This is a genomic window from Natronoarchaeum rubrum, assembly GCF_024494695.1.
In genome coordinates, this window is the sequence record NZ_JANHDP010000013.1 from 1 (window position 1) to 16239 (window position 16239).

Sequence of the window (16239 nt, forward strand, 5' to 3'; positions counted from 1 at the left end):
CTCGGCGGTCCCACTTCTAATTCCCTACATGTTCATCCCCAGAGGGTAGAGTGGCATCAAAAGCCTGCTGACAACGTTCTGGGGTGGGCGTGATGTCGGCTGGATTATTCACACACTCAGCCGACTCGACGTGCTCTAACTGCGAGGCCCACGTTTCGGGAGATTTCCGGCGAGTCTACGGCGACGCCGACGATCAGGCCCACCGTTGCCCCGAGTGCGACACCTGGGTCCGACTCTTTGAGGGGAGCGCTGCCGGGCTCGACGTCCGGACGCCTGACCCTGAAACGTCGCCCGGTCGTCACGGGAACAGCGCTGCGGAGGGGTGGTCGGCGTGAGCCGACGTGACCGGCCACGCGAGGAATCGCCCTGGTACTGTCCGGACTGCCGGGCGTGGGTCGGCTGGAAACGCGATACCTGCGCGAACAGCCACGACTGCCCGCGACTCCCGCTCCGATACGATGACGTGCCGTTCGACTACTCTCTGAAGGTCACGCGCCGCCATCGGGTCGTCGGGACACTGCGCTCGCTGCGCGATCAACTCGGAGGGAAGCGATGAGCGACGCTCGTCGAGAAGACTTCTGGCAGCAGTTCGACGACGACGACGGCGGCGATCTCGCCGCTGCCGAACGCTACGTCGAGCGGAACCCGGACGCGACCGTCGCGGAAGTACTCGGGCAAACTGGTCTCGACCTGGACCGGCGCGACGAGATCGTCGCGCTCCTGGAGGACAGCGACGACCGCGGCGAGCCGACGACGCGCGTCGGTCACTGGATGGCCGGCGACTGCGATGTTTACGGCGGCCGCTCGACGACCGGCCAGGGGCGGATTCGCCACTTCGGGAACACCGAGATCGGCGAACGCGGCTGGCTCGGGAATCCGTTCGTCCACGAGGATGGGGCCGACGACGAACATCACGCACAGGGCGACGTGACGGTCGTCGCGACGCGCGAGCAAGCCGTCGCTCGGTTCGCCGACCTGTTCCTCGACGCCGTCGACGCACGCCACGAGCTGCGCCGGGCCCTCTACGAAGATGTTCGCGGCGGCGTCCTCGGAGGCTGGTGCCAGTCCGTCGACGACGACGGGCCGGCGTGCCACCTGGAGGTCGTCGCCGCGGTCGCCGACGCGATCTCGAAGCGAGGTGGTGCTGAGTGAGCGTCGAGACGCCCGCTCAGGGGGTCGACCACGACTCGGTCGTCGACTGTGAGACGAGCGAGTTCCCCCGGCCCAGAGCCCACGGCGCCGCCGTGATGAACGTCCTGAACGATCTCGACCCGTCCGATCGGGACCGGAAGCCGAACAGCCGGAATACACTGTACGCCCGTACGATCCAGTTCTGGCGTGACGTGGTCGCTGACCACGAGCAAGAGCCGTTCGTCGTCGCCGAGGACGTGGAGCACGACTGGCTTCCGTCGACCGGTTCCGGTATCGAGTACGTCTACGTCCTGACCAGCTCGCGCTGGAAGGCCGGCACTGGCGAGGGCGACGACTACAGCGCGTTCTACGACCAGCATCTCAAGCTCCGGCGGATGGATGAAGAGGGTGGCCTCTCGAAGCCCGCGACCGCGCTGCACGTCGAGATCATGCCGCAGTACCGAGATCTCGTCTACAAGGATGGGAACGCGCTCGAATGCCCGTTCGGCGAGGGCACGAAAGTCCGCGCCTCGACGACGTGGGCCGAATCCGGCGACGAGATCGAGCGTCGGATGTACGACGCGATCCGCACCGTCTACGGCGAGGATGCCGTCGACGTGGGCCGGGATCGGAACGACGACGCCCGGAAGATCGCGAAAGCCGAGGCGCACATCCGCTTCGCGATCGAGAAGAAAGCCCAGGCGATCGAGACGATCGAACAGAGCAAGCAACTCATCGGCTGGGGCGGTCACTCCGAGATCGAGGCGCACCAGCGCCGACTCCAGGAGGGCTGGTTAGAGGCGCGCGTCGTCTCCGATCGGTGGGACTTGCTCGGCTTCCAGGGCAAGCGCTACGACACTCAGCTGAAGATCTACCAGACGGGCGACTTTGCCGAGCGATCGGTCGACGATCCGCTCCGCGATCCGAAGCTCGAAGCGTCCTTTGCTGGCGTCGACGACGGCGCGTTGCCCCACGTCGACGAGTGGGACGAGGTACTCCAGCACCTGCGCGAAGTCGTCGCGACGCACGCGCAATGGGCCGGGATCGAACGGACCGACCTCACTGCCGATGACTACTTCGATGGGCCGGCAGCACCGTCGATGGAGTTCGAGAAGCCCCAGGGGCGCCGGAGTATGCTTCGGCGTCGCTACGAGGACGTAGCGACCGAGATCTACAAGGAGGCGCTGAAAACGAACACGGAAGCTGTCTACGACATCCTGAAAGTCGTCGCCGAAGAATCCGGTGCGTCCTACGATACGCTCGAAGAGCGTACCGGGCTGGCGCGCTCGACGGTCCGCTACCACGTCGCTCGGCTCGCCGAGAACGGCGTGTTCGCCCGACTCGGGAACCCGGTACTGGTCGTGTTCGTCTCGCGCCAGCTGCTCGACCGCGCTAAGGAGATCGTTCGCGAAGTTCATCCCGACGACCAGGCCGAAGACATGCAAGAGCGGGCTGAGGAACGCCGGCAGCGCCGCGAGGACCGCGACGACGAGGCGCGCGACCATGATGGGCTGGCAGACGACAGCGACGACGAGAACGACGCTAGCGACTGCGCTGGGAACGACTGGGAGTACTTCGACCTGCTCGACCTGGAGCCCCATCAGATAGCGAACGCGCTCGAACGCGGATACCTGGAAGAGGATCACGTCCGGTTACGGATCGATCCGTACGACTGGATCGATCGGGGTCGGTCGTAGCGCCCGATCGGACCGGGATTCGCCCCGGTGCGTAGCGACAGCAATCGCGATCTCGACTTTTTTGCGCGCTTTTCACGTCTGGTTGCTGGTTAGTTGCGTCGCGATCGGGAGCTGCGCGGCGCGGGCCGGTCGACGATCGGCGTGATCGGCCCCTGCGAGTTGCTTGTAGCGCCAGTTTGTCCGAACTGAGCGAACGACTGGATTAGCTGTAGCGCCGATTTTTGGCGTCGAGAGGCGTCGAAATCGCCGGTCTCGGGCTCTGGCTGACCCACTTGGTTTGCCAGCCCCCCTTAGGGTAGTGCCCCTAAGGGGGAGAACAATGCGGCCGGACCAGAACGGTCCGGCCTTACCGCAACCGCTACCATTGGAGACCGAACTGGCTACTGAGAGCCAGTATGGACGGTCTAGCCCGATATCACACCGTAGGTCTCCCCGAGAAGCCACCTTGTCGAATATGCTTAGGAGGGTGCCTAAGGGAACCTGGCCGAAAAAGTACTCCGCGCTGCCGAGTTCCACTGGATCCACTTGAAGCATCGGGATTGAGCTCACACCGACTATTATACAGTTTTATTCCATCTGGTTCTCCACTTTCCCTAAATACATGTGTGATTAGGATAGTAGTAGTGGTATGACAAAGGGCATCTCAAATGATATTTTAGAGTCATACGAGCAGTTTGACGAATACCCTACGGAAAGTGACCATCACCATATCCAGTCATTTTCTCTTGGCTGGAATCTTGGACGATTAGAGACTGCATTGAAGTGGAATAAGGATATGCGGTTTTTAACCTATGAATCTGTATCTAACACGCTATTGCACTCTTTACTGATAATAAATGATTCAAGTATTAATCTGAAGGTAATCGACGAGATCGAGGCGACAGTAGAGGAACTAATAACTCTAGAAAAGGATCCTGATGAGTTGATTGATGATGACTTTGCAGAAGAGTTAGAAGAGAATATCAATTCTTGGCAGGAGAAATATATGGAGGAGATTGGCGAAAGAGACTCCATTCTTGTCGTTGAAAACGGCGTGATTAATACACGGCATTTAGTAAGAGAACCTGATCAGATCTTTGATCAAGACTGTTGGGCCTGGCTTCCTGCAGATATCAAAAGCAATCTAACAGATTCTATGAAAGCTTTAGCAGTAGATATTCCGACAGCAAGTATGTTCCTTTCTCTGAGATCAGTAGAAGCCTCATTGCGAATCTGGTATGAACAAGAGACAGGCGATGAAATTCAATACGGATCTTGGGGGTCAGTACTTGATCGGTTGGAGTCAGAATTTGATCAGGAGAATGGTCCGGCGGTTTTGAATAACTTAGATTACCTGAGAGATAAGAGGAACGACGTTGCGCATCCAGACATCCAACCAGATTGGAGTCACGCTGAGGATACGCTATTCATAGTTCGGAGAACAATAACGGAAATACATAGTGAAATCAATTAGGAGTCGGCATCGTCGACATACTCCATCGTAACGATCTGTCTTTGAGGGAGAGGAAATCAGTATCATTGATTAGTTGCTGTGCACCGCTTTATTGTATCGACAGCTACAAGTCAGTCTCTTCATTCTCTCCATTAAATGGGAATATCTGGTTATCTTCCCGAGGCTGATTCTCTTCGTACATACGCCCCGTCTATTCTATTCGCATTCATCTTCATTATTGTGATCGCAGACCTTCGGTACCCGGAGGAAGTAATCGTCCACTGGCAGATGATTGCCTTAATTGGAATGCTCGTGATTTTGCCATTTTTCCCACTAATAAAGCGTGTATCCTATGGTGAATTTGAGGCTGAATTAGGTGAACAGGTCAAAGAGACTGAGAAGGTAGTCGAAGAGAGCTTACCGATTCCTGAAGATGTCGAGACTTCCGATTACCTTCCAGAAGGCCTTGCTCAGAAGCTATACGACCTCTATGATATTTCGCATATCGCCGCTCTCGCATTTCTGAGAACGGAGATCGAGGTTGTCCTCCGTGAGATTGCTCAGGAGGAAGAATTGAGCTATAACGATGAGGTTTATTCTAGACATACATATAGAACTATAATGGATAAAATAATTTCAGATGATAAGTTGAGCAAGCAGACTATTGCAGCAATCGAGGATGTAAGAGAATTGGCAAATATTGCAATTCATGAGAAGGGTGTATCTGAAGATGAAGCAAAGGATATCCTTGATATAGGGATTACCGCTCTCGAACGACTTTACTACTATAAACAGGAAGGGAAACCAAAGCAAGATTAGGGTTATTATCGTATTGACCTCTACCCAACGATTTCTGAGATGTCAATCTTTGCCTGCTGAGTATTCCGATGGGCACCGCCACCATGCCACTGAACCAGCGGAAGATCTCCAGCGCGAACCATCTTATCTTCGAGCACGGTACATCCTGAGCGCCCATGTGGCCGATACACGACGAAACAGTACCACCCGTCCGCCCGCCGAAGCCGATCGTGGTACTGCCGGTAGATCTTGAAGTTGCCCGGCTGGCCGTCGGCGTGTTCGACCATCGTGCTCTTGATCTCGACCGGCGTTCCGTTCTGGAAGCGTGCGTCGTGCCAGCTCGCCCGGTCGAGTTGGAACCGGCGCTTCTTCGCCATCCGCTTCTCGCAGATCGTCCCGAAGTGGTTCGCGCGGTGGGACCGACTCACTCGTCGGCCCTCCACCGTCGATCCTCGCGGATCGGGAGCCACGTCGCCCCCGCGGCGACGGTCGCCGCCCCGATCACGCCGAACGCGCTCCCGGCGTGGACGGCACCGCCCATCACAACCAGCATCGACGCGATCGCCGCGTAGGCTCCCGGCGGGAACACTCCCCGTTCGATCTCGGTGGGGAGATCCGCAACCACGTCCGCGATCGCCTCGACGTACCGAGCGGCGGCGTCCGTCATCGCGCATCACGCGCACGTCGCGCGCCGATATATATACGCCTCCGCTGGGCGTTCGACCGCGTGCCCATCGCTGGCGCTCGGCGCCCGACAGGGCGGCGAGCGCGGCATGGGCCAATCTCTCTAAAGGGGGGTCGGTTGAACTTGCAACGTTGGAACCCCGACGCCGTCATGCTATCACCCGATCGACGGTTTCAACCCACTCGCGCTTCTCTCGGTCGCCCTCGTCGTAGTCGTCGAGCCAATTGTAGACCGTCGTGTCGCTAAAGGGAACGAACTTCGACGCCTGATTGGGCGTCATGCCCTGATCGCGCACGCAGGTTTTGATGGTCCACATCGCGACGCGCTTGATGTCGTCGCGTTCGAGATCGTCGGTGGCGGGCTCGTCGTTCGACGGCGCCTGCCACCACCACTCGCTGGCCTCCTTGGTGTTCATCGACCAGTCGGTCGGCGGGATGCCCTCCAGGGGGCGCGGGTCGACGTCGACGAGCTTCCCGCCCGAGATCCGGTCGGCGACGACCGCCGACTTCTTGGACTCCTTTTTGATGATCGTGCCGACGCGCCAGAGCATCGGGTGAATCGAACTCTCGTCGTGCCCGATGTAGATGAGAGCGCCGCCGTACTTGCGGATCTTGAACACGAGCGGCCCCATCAGCTTGCGCACGAGGTGGCCGTCCTCGCCGGTTCCGCTGGCGTTCGACGAGAACTCGTCGCCGATGTAGAGCTTGGGCTGTTGGGCGTTCTCGACGGGATCGCCGTCCTGTTCGACCCACTCGGTCAGCAGCGGGTAGTGCGGGATATAGCCGTCCTCGACGCTCCCGTCGTCGCGAACCCAGTCGTCGTTGCGGTCGAGCGTCCGGATGTTGCTCCCGACCAGGAGGTCGCCGTCGACCCAGCGCTGGCGCAGCTGCCCCAGGAGCCCGGCGAAGTCGGACTTGCCCGCCCCCATCTCGCCGAGCACGACGATCACCGGCGCCGGGCCGGCGACGATCTCCTGCATTCGCGTCACCGTTTTGATCCCGGCCATGTCCGCGTGCTGGGACGGATCACCGACGTAGTGCTTCAGCGTCACCGTATCGCCGTTCTGCATCGCGTTCCGGGCCGTCTCGCTGCCCTCTGCGCGCAGGATGTCGCGGTTCTTCTGGACGCTCAGATAGTCCGCTGCGGGCTTGCCGTCCCACCGGTCGGCGTCGTGGTGGATCGCCCGCATGGTCATCTGCCGATCGACCTGTTCGTCGCGGACGAACCCCGAGTGCGGGACCACTTCGTCGGGATCGCGTTCGAGGTTCCCATCCTGATACTCGCGGAAGCCGCCGACCGTGTAGTTGTCCTGTTCGTCACTCATCGTTACCCCCGTCAGTGGCGGCCTGGTCAGACGAGAGCGTCGCGGGCGGGCCATGGGGCGCGTCGTGTTCCGCGGCGTACTCCTCGACGTAGCTGCCGATGTCCTGAACTTCCTCGAACTCGTCGTCTTCGGCGTCCTCCTTGGCGTCCTCGAAACGCTCTTTGACGGACGTTTTCGGGTTCATCAACCCGCGTTCGTCCGCCTCGGCTTCCTCGTTGATCACGTCGCTCTGGATCTGGAGCCCCATCTTCGAGATCCGGCCCCGGAGCCGATTGAGTTCGAGATACGCCTCGACGAACTCGCCGTGGACGTCTTCGAGCATCGCCTTCGTCGTGACGAGTTTCGAGTCGGCGAGCTGGCTCATGTAGCACCCGCGAACGGTCAGGTTCTCGGTGTCCTCGAACCAGTTGAACTCGCGTACCTCGAAGGCGTCGCCGTCGTTGCAGAGATACGGGCTCGGGCCGTCGACGGTCTTGTCCGCCCACACACCGGGCTCGACGTAGTATTTCTTCCGGGTGTCGGTCTGTCCGTTGATGTGGTAGACCGTCACCATGTTGCGGTTCCGGAGCGCGCGGGCGCCGGTGATGAACAGCCCCAGCAGCGGCGGCCCGAGTAGCAGGAGCGCCGCGAAGATCCCGCCCACGATCGGCGGGATGCCCGGCAGCGACGGCTGGAACCACACGAACAGCAGGCCGATCGTGATCGCCAGCCCGGCGACAAGGAGCTGACCCTCCGCGAGCACGTACGTGAGACGATCCGACCAGCCCCCGAAGGTGCCGCTGGTGTCGCTCACGCTTCGATCACCCCGCTTTCCTCGGAGCGAACGACGTACCACGCTGAGACGGCCGCCAGCGCGATCGTCATGAGGACGCCGGTGAACAGACCGGACTCCCCGCCGAACGTCGTCAGCGGGTTCTGGTCGGCTTGCTCGTCAGTCCCGATCGAGACGTACGCGCCGGTCCCCTGGTCCATACTCGCCGGAGTCGTGATCCCGACCGCGGCGCCGTCCCGATCGCTGACCGGGACGACGACCGTGGATCTGCCCTCGCCGACGACCTGCTCGACGTAGTTGAACTGCCCGCTCCCCTCGCCCCAAGTGCCCGCCTCGGTGATCGACACCGAGGTCGGCTCGTCCGCCTCGAACGTCAGCGAGAACTGCCCGCTCGTGTACTCCCAGTCCACAATCCGGACGTTCGGGCCGACCACTTCCTCGTAGTCCGCACCCGCCTGAGTGGAACTCGTGTTCGTCGCGTTCTCCTGCGCGATCGCGCCGCTCGCGCCGCTCGCGCCCATGCCCATCGCCAGAGCCGTCGCTACAACCAGCAACAGCGCAAAAATGGTCCGGCGCATGGTCAGTTCCCCGGCAGGAGGTTGGTTACAGCGGCCCCGACCGCGACGATCGCCCCGCCGATGATCGCCAGCCCGGCGAGCGGGCTTCCGGTCCCGAGGTCGAAGTCGTCGGGGATGATCGGCCCGCCACTGCTGTCTGGGTCCGTCTCCATCGTCTGCTCTGAGGCGTCGTTGCGCGCCTGGTTGTTTTCCTCCAGGATCTCAACGACCGTCTGCCAGTCGTAGTCCGCTTGCACCGTCTCACGGGCGTTGAACTGCACGGAGTCGCCACCGTCCGCCGTGTCGATGATCTCGAACTTGGCGGTCAGTTGCGTGTAGGTGGCCTGTGCGGTCGTTTCCGTGCTGCCATCGGTCGTGTTCCCGTCCGTCGTATTGTCGGTCGTGTTCCCATCCGTCGTGTTTCCGCCGGTGTCCTCGACGCCGGCGATCGGCACGTCTGCGATGTTGTGAGCGAAGTAGATCTCGCCGTCATGCGCGGTCGGGTCGATCACTTCGCCGACCGGGAGGCCGTCACTTGGCGGGTTCGTCACGCCGAGGTAGCCCGATGCCTGGACTGGATTCCCGTTCTCGTCGGTGACGTTCGGGAACTGGAGTCGAACGTCGTTGTCGAGATTCGTCGGGATTTCCAGAGAGTGCATCATGAGTGCCGCCTCTGCCGGATTCTCAGCGTTCTCCGCTGCATCTTGCAGCGCCGGCGCGGTACTCATGTCTTCGATGTCGTACTGGTCCGTGTTCGCTTTCAGATCCGAGTAGTTGCTGTTACACCACGTTTCTACAGTGTCAGCGGCGTTTGTGTACGTGTCCGCAATTGTCTGAATCACCCTCGCGTACCGCGATACCATCAGCAGTTTGGCGTACGGATTATCGCTCACGTCCTCGACGTCTTCGGGGTTAACGTCGAAATCCACCGGCGCCGGTGGCATGATCCGAACCGCGCCGTCGACCTTGTAGCTCGAGTAGGTGTCGTTCGGCAGGGTGATCGAGGTCTGGTTGTCGGGATCGTCGCCGTCCTCCTCGTAGGTAAACCCGCTATTGACGCGGTTCATGATCTCTTCCCAGTGGAACTGCTGAACGTACGTTTCGTACGGGTCAGTCGTTTCACTGGCAGTGTTCTTCCCCGGCTGAGTGAGATCCTTCGGCAGACAGATACTCGCGTACAGATCGTTCTGTTCGACGCCGTTGTTGGGCACTTTCATGATCTGCTGGGGGTTGCGAGTTTCGCCGAGGAAACTCACTGACGGGGTGTTCGGGGGGTCGTTCCACCCCCACTTGTGTTTGATCTGGTTGACCATGCCCGTGAACGGGTCGTACCGGGTCATCGTGTACCCGATCGGCGCAGCGACATCAGGCTCTGAAAGCGTATCAAGAAGGTTGTACCACCCCTTGACGGCAATCGCCACCTGCTCCCAATGGTCAACGAGCTTGTTGAAGATCTTGACAAACTCGGCGTCGACTACCGCCTGCCCTTCCGAAATCGCCGTCGAAAGGTCTGCACCTTCCTCTGCCTGCCGGTAGACCTCCTTGAGTGCGTGCCCGACGATCCACCGTGAGAGGCTGTTGGCGCTACTCTCGATCGAGGCGAGTTGCCGCTTGGTGAACTGCTCGAAGTTGTACGCCTCTTGGTAGATGTCGATCCGCTGCTCGTACTCGTATTTCTGCTTGAACTCGCTTTCCGACTGGTCACCCCAGGCAGAAATCCAGTCGAACGAGCCGTTCGAGAAGTAACTGAGCGCGGACAGCCCGGGCGCGAGACCGATGCTCGCGCCCGTCGAGAGGTAGTTGATGTTCTCCCCGTCGCTCGTGTTGTCCTGGGCGAGTCCGGGCGTCGAGGCAATTGCAGCCGTTGCCCCGGCGGCGCCGAGCCCGCGTAGTACGTCGCGCCGACACACGTCGCAGTCGAGCGGTGGGCTGTGGGCCGCGCCGTCGTTGTCGGGCACCACTCAGATCACCCCCGTTCCTGCAGCGGCCAGCCCGGTGATCCCGGCGAGCGCGGTCGCCGCGCCCGAGAAGGCGATGAACGCGATGGTACTCGTATCGAGCTGTGCAACGTCGTCGGAAAGATGAGTCGTCATGAATTGGTCTCCGTGGGTTCCGCGGTCTACTTGTAGGCGATAATCCAGAAGCCGGCGCCGTTGAGCATCACCATGAACACGCCGAGGTACCACGTCGCCGCGATCGCGACCGAGACGGCGGGCACCAGCGCGCTGAGGATGTTGAGGATCACCATCAGGAGCACGATCACGAACTCCATGTCGGTCAGGTCCTCACGGGTTGTCTGGCCGTTGGTGATCCAGGCGATGAAGATCACCGCCATCGTCACGACGAACGCCCAGGTAATCTCGGTGCCATGCGCCGCGTACAGCGCGTCGTCGAACGACCAGCTGTACGGGAACGTCCCCGACTTGAGGACGAACAGCTTCGTCATCGCGATCGTCGCCATCACGAACAGCGGCGAGAGGAGGCTGTCCGTGAGGTCGATACCGTTCTCCCGGCGGACGCCGGCAGGGATCATATTCTCCGGTAGATTCAGTGCCATGTGGCACCCACCGCGGCTATCCGCTACAATGTCAAACTCCGCATTTTGGTGATAGCGTGGCTACGCCGTGGCCACAGTACAAACCATTAAGTGCAATCGGATAGCCGACCGTTCTGGCGATGTTCAGAAAACTCTGCGATCGCGACGGAACGCCGGTCGTCTCGCTCGACAAAGACGAACTGCGCCTCGACGGCATCGTCGGGGCTGACGGCGAGATTCCGGAAGAACAGGAGATGTATATCAACCGCGTCGCCGAAGGTGCGTACCTCGTGCGCGCGGTCGACGGCGACGACGTTCCGGAGATCGACGATGCGCTGTGACGCCAGCGCCCTGGAACCGGGTCTTCAGATCCGACCCCGTGGGGTCGGCCGCGAAAGTAACGCCAATCCGCGATGTATGCACCTTCCGCGCGGTGGGCGTGGGCTACGGTGCATAGAATCGGCCCCGATCGGGTCGGCCAGCGGCGTGATCACGCCGACCACCCAACACCCATTCATAAAGAATGGCCGGTCACTCGGACGCGAGCAACGCGAACCGACCCCCGGTGCATACCTGCCTACTTAGTATGACCAAACGCACCAGCCTGAAGTTGACCGACGAACGACAGCGCAGGCTCGACCGCGCCAGCGAGATCGTCGCCGATGGTCCCCACGATGACCCGCCGATGAGTGTGGTAATTGATGCCGCATTAACTCACCTGCTCCAATCAAAACAGAACATCGATGAGGCCAGAAGTGAGTTCGATCCAAAGACGGTTCAAGAGGTCGCGAATACCTCTGTGATCGGACTCCAATACAGAACCTCAGTTGAGAGCAGGTGGCGGTGAACGCATACACCGCGAAATCCAATTGAGAGTCGCCTCGTCGTACCGTGTTTGGTTGATATGGACTGAAAACCGACCCCGTAAGTCGCCGACTATTCTGTTGGAATTGCAATCGTGACAATTACACTCTGCTCAACGCGAGCGATGTCACGATTCGGCACTAATAGGAATTGAAGAAAACGAAAATTGGTCAGCTACTGACTAAGGGACCTGACTACTACTGAGGACGTTGCTTGAATCACCAGAAGAGGAACTCCAGATGATCTGAACCTCGTTACCGGAGTCGATACCCCCAGCGTTCGCTTCGTTGATTGTTGCAGAGGTGCCGGCTGACCAGGTGCTGGGAGCCGACGAACTCCATCCAATATCCGAACTCGATGGCGAATTGCCATCGATCTCGAAGGTGAGCACACTATTGGAGATATCATCACCACCAGAGTGCGAAATGGTAACAGAGTCGTCACCATTGCTACTAGATCCATCACCATACCCAGCTGTGGATCCTTCATCGTAGCTGTAATCCCAGCTCGCTTGCGGTGCTGCATCCTGACTACCACCAATGTCGAGGACGAATGCCCCGATCACGGCGGCCAGAATCACGGTTATCGCAACCATCAGGATGACGCCAATCACCGGCGACACGGCGTCATCGTCCGTGAACAGTTCCTTTAGATTCATTTATGATCTCTCATAGTCGCTGAGAACTTGGCTGGAATCTCCGCTTGAAGCTTCCCAAACCAAGCTAACCGTGGAACCGCTTGTGACACTAGAAGCAGCATCTACCGTGGTACCAGCACTGAATGTGCCACTACTCGTGAATGGGTCTTCAGAGGTGGCAGAGGTCTGAATCTCGATAGAGCTGTGACTGATGTCATCTCCACCGCTGTGTTCGAGATCCAGCTCATCTGCAGTGCTATCAAGATTCCAGTTGTAACTTGCTTGCGGTGCTGCCTCCTGACTGCCACCGATGTCGAGGACGAACGCCCCGATGACGGCGGCGAGGATCACTGTGATCGCGACCATGAGGATGACGCCGATAACCGGCGACACGGCGTCATCGTCCGTGAATAGCTGTTTGAGTTTCATTGTTTTTTGTTTGTCCCGCCGGCAGCGACAGCAAAGGACTTCCCACGAGCATCCATCTGCTGTGGTGAGACAATGGAAATGGTGTTGCCATCTCCCTGCCTCGGCGTCCTCGTGTCGTGGTTCCGGCGTTACCAGTCCAATATCATGTATACGTAATAAATCCATTCCTACCATTCAAGTATTTGGTAGATATATCAAACAAGATAGTAAATATCACACAACCCATGCACCAGCCCTTTGTTACAGAGCGTGAACTCGCGAACACCTACGCCAGTAGATCGTACGAAACCGCCTACCAGCGTGTATTGCTGTATCGCAAAGCCCAACGCGCCAAAACCCGGTATCCCGAGAAGGGATCGCAAGCCCTCTCGACGAAACTCGACGTCGACCGCAACGCGATTCGTGAGTGGGTCGACGGCGACACGACGCCGAATCCTGTCCGCGCGATCCAGATCGCCGACCGACGCGGGTGGCTCGCGCTCGACTTCGACGCCGAAGCGTTCGAGCCACTGAATCGTCTCGTCGCGTGGATGTTCTCCGGCGGCAGCATCAGCACTGAACAGTACGTCCCGGTGTGTACGATCAACGGCAGCTCGGACGCCGACGCACTCCGCGCCGATCTCGACGCACTCGGCGTCGGGCACGCGATGACGCACGCCGACGATCCCGATCGCGCGACAGAGATCAAGCCCGCCGAGGACGCTGCCGTTCTGGGCCGGGTACTCTCGCTGCTGGGTGCTCCGGTCGGCTCGAAATCCGACGCTGACCTCTCGCTACCTCTGTATCTCGACGCCGCGCCCGACCGGATTCGGGAGGACTTCGTCGACGTGTATCTCTCGAACCGCGGGCAACGCCATCCGGACAAGGCGACAATGACGCTCCGCGAGACTCGGTCACAGGAGTATCTCCACGATCTCGCAGCGCTGTTCGAGGACGTGAGCGGTGAATCTGTGACGGTCTCCGAGCAGAACGTGATCCTCTCAGCGGACGCGACCCGCGCGCTATACGGGCAGCTCGGGTCGCCTTCGTAAAATCCTCAGTCGTTGCTCGCGTCGCGATCGCCCTGGAGGTACGCCTGGCCGCGGTCGGTGATCTCGAAGTACGAAGAATAGTTCTCATCCCGCGCCACGTACTCGCGATCTTCCAGTTCCTCCAGAGCCCGTTTGATCGTTCGATAGCCGGGAGAGAGTTCGTTATCCAGAACGCCGATCGGAACGGCGATCTCGTATTCGTTGAGGAACTCCAACACGGGGTCTGTCGCTGAGTTCATCCACGGACCCCGCTTTCGTCGCGCCATTGCCGGATTGAGAACCACCCTATACTTACTGGATTTGGTTTGTTTTCATTGAGTCCGTCCATAAAGCCACTATGGCAGCTTAGGCTGCCAAAATATAAGTACATCCCATCTAAATGGGGTGGTAACGGAAGCTACACGGACCCGCCGCTCATCGTCGGGTTCTCGTGAGAATCGCGGACCCGGTGTTGCAGCACCGGTCCGCTGTGGCTTCCGTATCCCACCTACGGAAGCATGACCGCGTTGCACGACACGGGGTATAAACTCCCCGCACGATCGCCAGTATCGAAACGGACCACTTTCACCCGCCCCCGATCGCCCGAAAGCGGTGGCCGATGGGCATGGGCATCAGATATTCGGCGCTTCCGGCCCGACAACGTCCAGTTTCACTTTCACCGGACGCGCAAGGCCGACCGCTTTTGTGGGGTACCCCGTCAGGTCGGCGTGATGACTGGACGCAAGACGACGATCCACCTCGAAGACGATGCGGATCGGTGGCGCTGGGTGTGCCCGCGTGGGCATCGGACCTGGGAGCCGACGAACTACCACTTCTGGTGCGCCAAGTGCGCCCGGCAGTGGAGCCAGGATGACGAATTCTCGCCGGAGTTCGACGAGCTGCGCGACAAGCGCTCTGGCGAGACGAAGACGCGCGAGGAGATCCGGCTCGTCACGCCTGCCGGCCCCTACGAGCACCGCGAGGGATCGGCATGAACCCCCGCGAACGCCAGCACTGGCTGTCGGTGCAACATGCCGTCAGAGCGGCGCTGGTCGAGTTGCTGACCGACAGTGCCGAGACGCCGACCGAGGCTGTCGAACAGGTCCGGCCGTCGCTGGGCCCCGGTAAGCGTGCCGACGCCGCCATGGTCGTCGAGGCCGCGGCGGACCGTGTCGATGAGGCGGACCTCGCCGAGATCGAAGCCGCGGACACGGAGGAAACAGCATGAGCGACGATCTCGACCCGATCACCCCTCAGGAAGCGGTGGATATGTGGCTCGACCGGCTGGAGTCCACGCGGGCCGACGAAACCCTCCAGAGCTACCACTACCGGCTGAAGCCGTTCATTCAGTGGTGTGAGGACGAAGGGATCGACAACCTGAACGAACTCACCAGTCGCGACGTTTTCCGCTTCGATTCGCACCGTCGGAGTGAGGGGCTGGCGAAGGCGACACTGAACACGCAGATCGGGACGCTCAAGCAGTGGCTCAAGTTCTGCATGCGGATCGATGCGGTACCGTCCGATCTCCCGGCCAAGGTCGAAGTCCCGAAAGTGGAGCTGGCCGATCGGGTCAATGAGGAGTTGCTGACTGCCGAGCGTGCTGAGACTATCCGAGAGAACTTACACCGATACCAGCGCGCGTCTCGGCAGCAAGCGATGTTCGAACTGATGTGGCACACGGGGTGCCGCCTCGGTGGGCTCCGGTCGCTCGACCTCGGGGACTGGTTCTACGAGGAATCCGATCTCGAACGACTACGGCACCAGGACAATATCGATCACGACGCGCTCGAAAAGGTCGAGCTACCGTTCGTCTACCTCCGGCATCGGCCGACGACGCCGCTCAAGAATAAGCGGGAGGGCGAGCGGCCGGTTGCGCTTGACCAGGAGGTCGCTGACCGCGTTCAGGAGTACATCGACGTGAATCGCGTCGAGGGGGTTGATGAGAACAATCGCCGTCCCCTGTTGACGACCGAGAAGGGCGATCGGGCCAGGGTCTCGAAGTCGAGCATTCGGCGAGAGATCTACATCCTGACTCAGCCGTGCCGGTTGGGTGAGTGCCCGCACGGGCGCGATACAGAGACTTGCGAGGCGTTGGAGCACGGCCGCGAAGCACGCTGCCCGTCGAGCCGATCGCCCCACCCGATCCGAACCGGCGCGATCACCCACATGCGCGACGAGGGGTGGCCGCCGGAGGTCGTCGCTGAGCGGGTGAACGCGACCCCTGAGGTCATCAGGGAGCACTACGATCATCCCGACCCGATCCGGCGAATGCAGTCGCGTCGGGACTTTCTCGCGGAGGAATCAGAATGATAGCACAACAGCACACCATGCGTAACAGTAGAATCGCTGCGCTCGGCGGTCCCACTT

The 16239-nt window shown here is 60.2% G+C and carries 22 protein-coding genes; 11 read left to right on the top strand and 11 right to left on the bottom strand.

The genetic code is table 11. The features are described from left to right. Positions 1–92 precede the first annotated feature (92 nt). The 5 genes from NO931_RS20960 (at position 93) to NO931_RS20450 (ending at position 5079) form a co-directional block, all read left to right on the top strand. Positions 93–335 carry a DUF7563 family protein gene (locus NO931_RS20960; RefSeq protein ID WP_445668792.1) on the top strand — a complete coding sequence of 81 codons (243 nt, stop codon included), beginning with the start codon at positions 93–95 and terminating at the stop codon, positions 333–335. Positions 336–552: 217 nt separating this feature from the next. After that, positions 553–1152, top strand: coding sequence for a DUF4326 domain-containing protein (locus NO931_RS20435; protein WP_256394216.1), 600 nt, complete (start codon positions 553–555; stop codon positions 1150–1152). Further along, positions 1149–2828, top strand: coding sequence for a winged helix-turn-helix domain-containing protein (locus tag NO931_RS20790; protein ID WP_256394217.1), 1680 nt, complete (start codon positions 1149–1151; stop codon positions 2826–2828). Before NO931_RS20435 ends, NO931_RS20790 begins: the two co-directional genes overlap by 4 nt. A 628-nt stretch (positions 2829–3456) precedes the next feature. Further along, positions 3457–4281 (top strand): DUF4145 domain-containing protein, encoded by an 825-nt coding sequence (locus tag NO931_RS20445; RefSeq protein WP_256394218.1) that lies wholly within the window; start codon positions 3457–3459, stop codon positions 4279–4281. Between the two features lie 219 nt (positions 4282–4500). Beyond that, the gene (locus tag NO931_RS20450; protein WP_256394219.1) at positions 4501–5079 is read left to right on the top strand and encodes a hypothetical protein; all 579 of its coding nucleotides are present in this window, start codon (positions 4501–4503) and stop codon (positions 5077–5079) included. 20 nt (positions 5080–5099) lie between these two features. On the opposite strand, the gene NO931_RS20455 is transcribed toward NO931_RS20450, so the two are convergent. The 8 genes from NO931_RS20455 to NO931_RS20490 form a co-directional block, all read right to left on the bottom strand. Further along, on the bottom strand, positions 5100–5486 hold the full coding sequence (locus tag NO931_RS20455) for a PD-(D/E)XK family putative nuclease (RefSeq protein ID WP_375142091.1): 387 nt from the start codon (positions 5484–5486) through the stop codon (positions 5100–5102). After that, positions 5483–5725, bottom strand: a complete 243-nt coding sequence (locus tag NO931_RS20460) for a hypothetical protein (RefSeq protein ID WP_256394221.1) — start codon at positions 5723–5725, stop codon at positions 5483–5485. The genes NO931_RS20455 and NO931_RS20460 overlap by 4 nt, the downstream gene beginning before the upstream one ends. 166 nt (positions 5726–5891) lie before the next feature. Continuing rightward, a complete protein-coding gene (locus NO931_RS20465; RefSeq protein WP_256394222.1) occupies positions 5892–7067 on the bottom strand; it encodes a hypothetical protein in 1176 nt (391 codons plus the stop codon). Next, the gene (locus NO931_RS20470; RefSeq protein ID WP_256394223.1) at positions 7060–7860 is read right to left on the bottom strand and encodes a hypothetical protein; all 801 of its coding nucleotides are present in this window, start codon (positions 7858–7860) and stop codon (positions 7060–7062) included. Before NO931_RS20470 ends, NO931_RS20465 begins: the two co-directional genes overlap by 8 nt. Beyond that, positions 7857–8417, bottom strand: coding sequence for a DUF8063 family protein (locus NO931_RS20475; protein WP_256394224.1), 561 nt, complete (start codon positions 8415–8417; stop codon positions 7857–7859). Before NO931_RS20475 ends, NO931_RS20470 begins: the two co-directional genes overlap by 4 nt. Before the next feature lie 2 nt (positions 8418–8419). Then, positions 8420–10354, bottom strand: a complete 1935-nt coding sequence (locus tag NO931_RS20480) for a hypothetical protein (protein ID WP_256394225.1) — start codon at positions 10352–10354, stop codon at positions 8420–8422. Positions 10355–10357: 3 nt separating this feature from the next. Next, positions 10358–10489: a hypothetical protein gene (locus NO931_RS20485; protein WP_256394226.1), complete on the bottom strand. Its 132-nt coding sequence runs from the start codon at positions 10487–10489 to the stop codon at positions 10358–10360. A gap of 26 nt (positions 10490–10515) precedes the next feature. After that, the gene (locus tag NO931_RS20490) at positions 10516–10953 is read right to left on the bottom strand and encodes a DUF8023 family protein (RefSeq protein WP_256394227.1); all 438 of its coding nucleotides are present in this window, start codon (positions 10951–10953) and stop codon (positions 10516–10518) included. 119 nt (positions 10954–11072) lie between these two features. Between NO931_RS20490 and NO931_RS20495 the strand changes: the two genes are divergently transcribed. Both NO931_RS20495 and NO931_RS20500 read left to right on the top strand, forming a co-directional pair. Further along, positions 11073–11273 carry a DUF8053 family protein gene (locus NO931_RS20495; RefSeq protein ID WP_256394228.1) on the top strand — a complete coding sequence of 67 codons (201 nt, stop codon included), beginning with the start codon at positions 11073–11075 and terminating at the stop codon, positions 11271–11273. Positions 11274–11518: 245 nt separating this feature from the next. Next, a complete protein-coding gene (locus tag NO931_RS20500) occupies positions 11519–11779 on the top strand; it encodes a DUF7386 family protein (protein ID WP_256394229.1) in 261 nt (86 codons plus the stop codon). A gap of 198 nt (positions 11780–11977) precedes the next feature. Here NO931_RS20500 and NO931_RS20505 read toward each other — a convergent pair whose 3' ends face one another. Together NO931_RS20505 and NO931_RS20510 are read right to left on the bottom strand one after the other, a co-directional pair. Continuing rightward, positions 11978–12454, bottom strand: coding sequence for a type IV pilin domain-containing protein (locus NO931_RS20505; RefSeq protein WP_256394230.1), 477 nt, complete (start codon positions 12452–12454; stop codon positions 11978–11980). Then, a complete protein-coding gene (locus NO931_RS20510; RefSeq protein WP_256394231.1) occupies positions 12455–12862 on the bottom strand; it encodes a type IV pilin domain-containing protein in 408 nt (135 codons plus the stop codon). Between the two features lie 224 nt (positions 12863–13086). Here NO931_RS20510 and NO931_RS20515 point away from each other — a divergent pair, with 224 nt between their 5' ends. Next, complete coding sequence (locus NO931_RS20515) at positions 13087–13893, top strand: hypothetical protein (RefSeq protein WP_256394232.1); 807 nt, start codon at positions 13087–13089, stop codon at positions 13891–13893. Between the two features lie 5 nt (positions 13894–13898). Here the strand turns inward: NO931_RS20515 and NO931_RS20520 are convergent, their stop codons facing one another. Further along, positions 13899–14132: a hypothetical protein gene (locus tag NO931_RS20520; RefSeq protein WP_256394233.1), complete on the bottom strand. Its 234-nt coding sequence runs from the start codon at positions 14130–14132 to the stop codon at positions 13899–13901. Positions 14133–14603: 471 nt separating this feature from the next. Between NO931_RS20520 and NO931_RS20525 the strand changes: the two genes are divergently transcribed. The 3 genes from NO931_RS20525 to NO931_RS20535 are packed head-to-tail and all read left to right on the top strand — an operon-like array spanning position 14604 to position 16182. Then, positions 14604–14867: a hypothetical protein gene (locus tag NO931_RS20525; protein ID WP_256394234.1), complete on the top strand. Its 264-nt coding sequence runs from the start codon at positions 14604–14606 to the stop codon at positions 14865–14867. Then, positions 14864–15100: a hypothetical protein gene (locus NO931_RS20530; protein WP_256394235.1), complete on the top strand. Its 237-nt coding sequence runs from the start codon at positions 14864–14866 to the stop codon at positions 15098–15100. The genes NO931_RS20525 and NO931_RS20530 overlap by 4 nt, the downstream gene beginning before the upstream one ends. Next, positions 15097–16182, top strand: coding sequence for a tyrosine-type recombinase/integrase (locus tag NO931_RS20535; RefSeq protein WP_256394236.1), 1086 nt, complete (start codon positions 15097–15099; stop codon positions 16180–16182). Before NO931_RS20530 ends, NO931_RS20535 begins: the two co-directional genes overlap by 4 nt. The last annotated feature ends 57 nt before the right edge of the window (positions 16183–16239 follow it).

Coding starts and splice junctions, on each gene's coding strand:
- NO931_RS20960 (WP_445668792.1), top strand. CDS start 93: ATGTCGGCTGGATTATTCACACACTCAGCCGACTCGACGTGCTCTAAC.
- NO931_RS20435 (WP_256394216.1), top strand. CDS start 553: ATGAGCGACGCTCGTCGAGAAGACTTCTGGCAGCAGTTCGACGACGAC.
- NO931_RS20445 (WP_256394218.1), top strand. CDS start 3,457: ATGACAAAGGGCATCTCAAATGATATTTTAGAGTCATACGAGCAGTTT.
- NO931_RS20460 (WP_256394221.1), bottom strand. CDS start 5,725: ATGACGGACGCCGCCGCTCGGTACGTCGAGGCGATCGCGGACGTGGTT.
- NO931_RS20465 (WP_256394222.1), bottom strand. CDS start 7,067: ATGAGTGACGAACAGGACAACTACACGGTCGGCGGCTTCCGCGAGTAT.
- NO931_RS20475 (WP_256394224.1), bottom strand. CDS start 8,417: ATGCGCCGGACCATTTTTGCGCTGTTGCTGGTTGTAGCGACGGCTCTG.
- NO931_RS20485 (WP_256394226.1), bottom strand. CDS start 10,489: ATGACGACTCATCTTTCCGACGACGTTGCACAGCTCGATACGAGTACC.
- NO931_RS20490 (WP_256394227.1), bottom strand. CDS start 10,953: ATGGCACTGAATCTACCGGAGAATATGATCCCTGCCGGCGTCCGCCGG.
- NO931_RS20495 (WP_256394228.1), top strand. CDS start 11,073: ATGTTCAGAAAACTCTGCGATCGCGACGGAACGCCGGTCGTCTCGCTC.
- NO931_RS20500 (WP_256394229.1), top strand. CDS start 11,519: ATGACCAAACGCACCAGCCTGAAGTTGACCGACGAACGACAGCGCAGG.
- NO931_RS20505 (WP_256394230.1), bottom strand. CDS start 12,454: ATGAATCTAAAGGAACTGTTCACGGACGATGACGCCGTGTCGCCGGTG.
- NO931_RS20510 (WP_256394231.1), bottom strand. CDS start 12,862: ATGAAACTCAAACAGCTATTCACGGACGATGACGCCGTGTCGCCGGTT.
- NO931_RS20515 (WP_256394232.1), top strand. CDS start 13,087: ATGCACCAGCCCTTTGTTACAGAGCGTGAACTCGCGAACACCTACGCC.
- NO931_RS20520 (WP_256394233.1), bottom strand. CDS start 14,132: ATGAACTCAGCGACAGACCCCGTGTTGGAGTTCCTCAACGAATACGAG.
- NO931_RS20525 (WP_256394234.1), top strand. CDS start 14,604: ATGACTGGACGCAAGACGACGATCCACCTCGAAGACGATGCGGATCGG.
- NO931_RS20530 (WP_256394235.1), top strand. CDS start 14,864: ATGAACCCCCGCGAACGCCAGCACTGGCTGTCGGTGCAACATGCCGTC.
- NO931_RS20535 (WP_256394236.1), top strand. CDS start 15,097: ATGAGCGACGATCTCGACCCGATCACCCCTCAGGAAGCGGTGGATATG.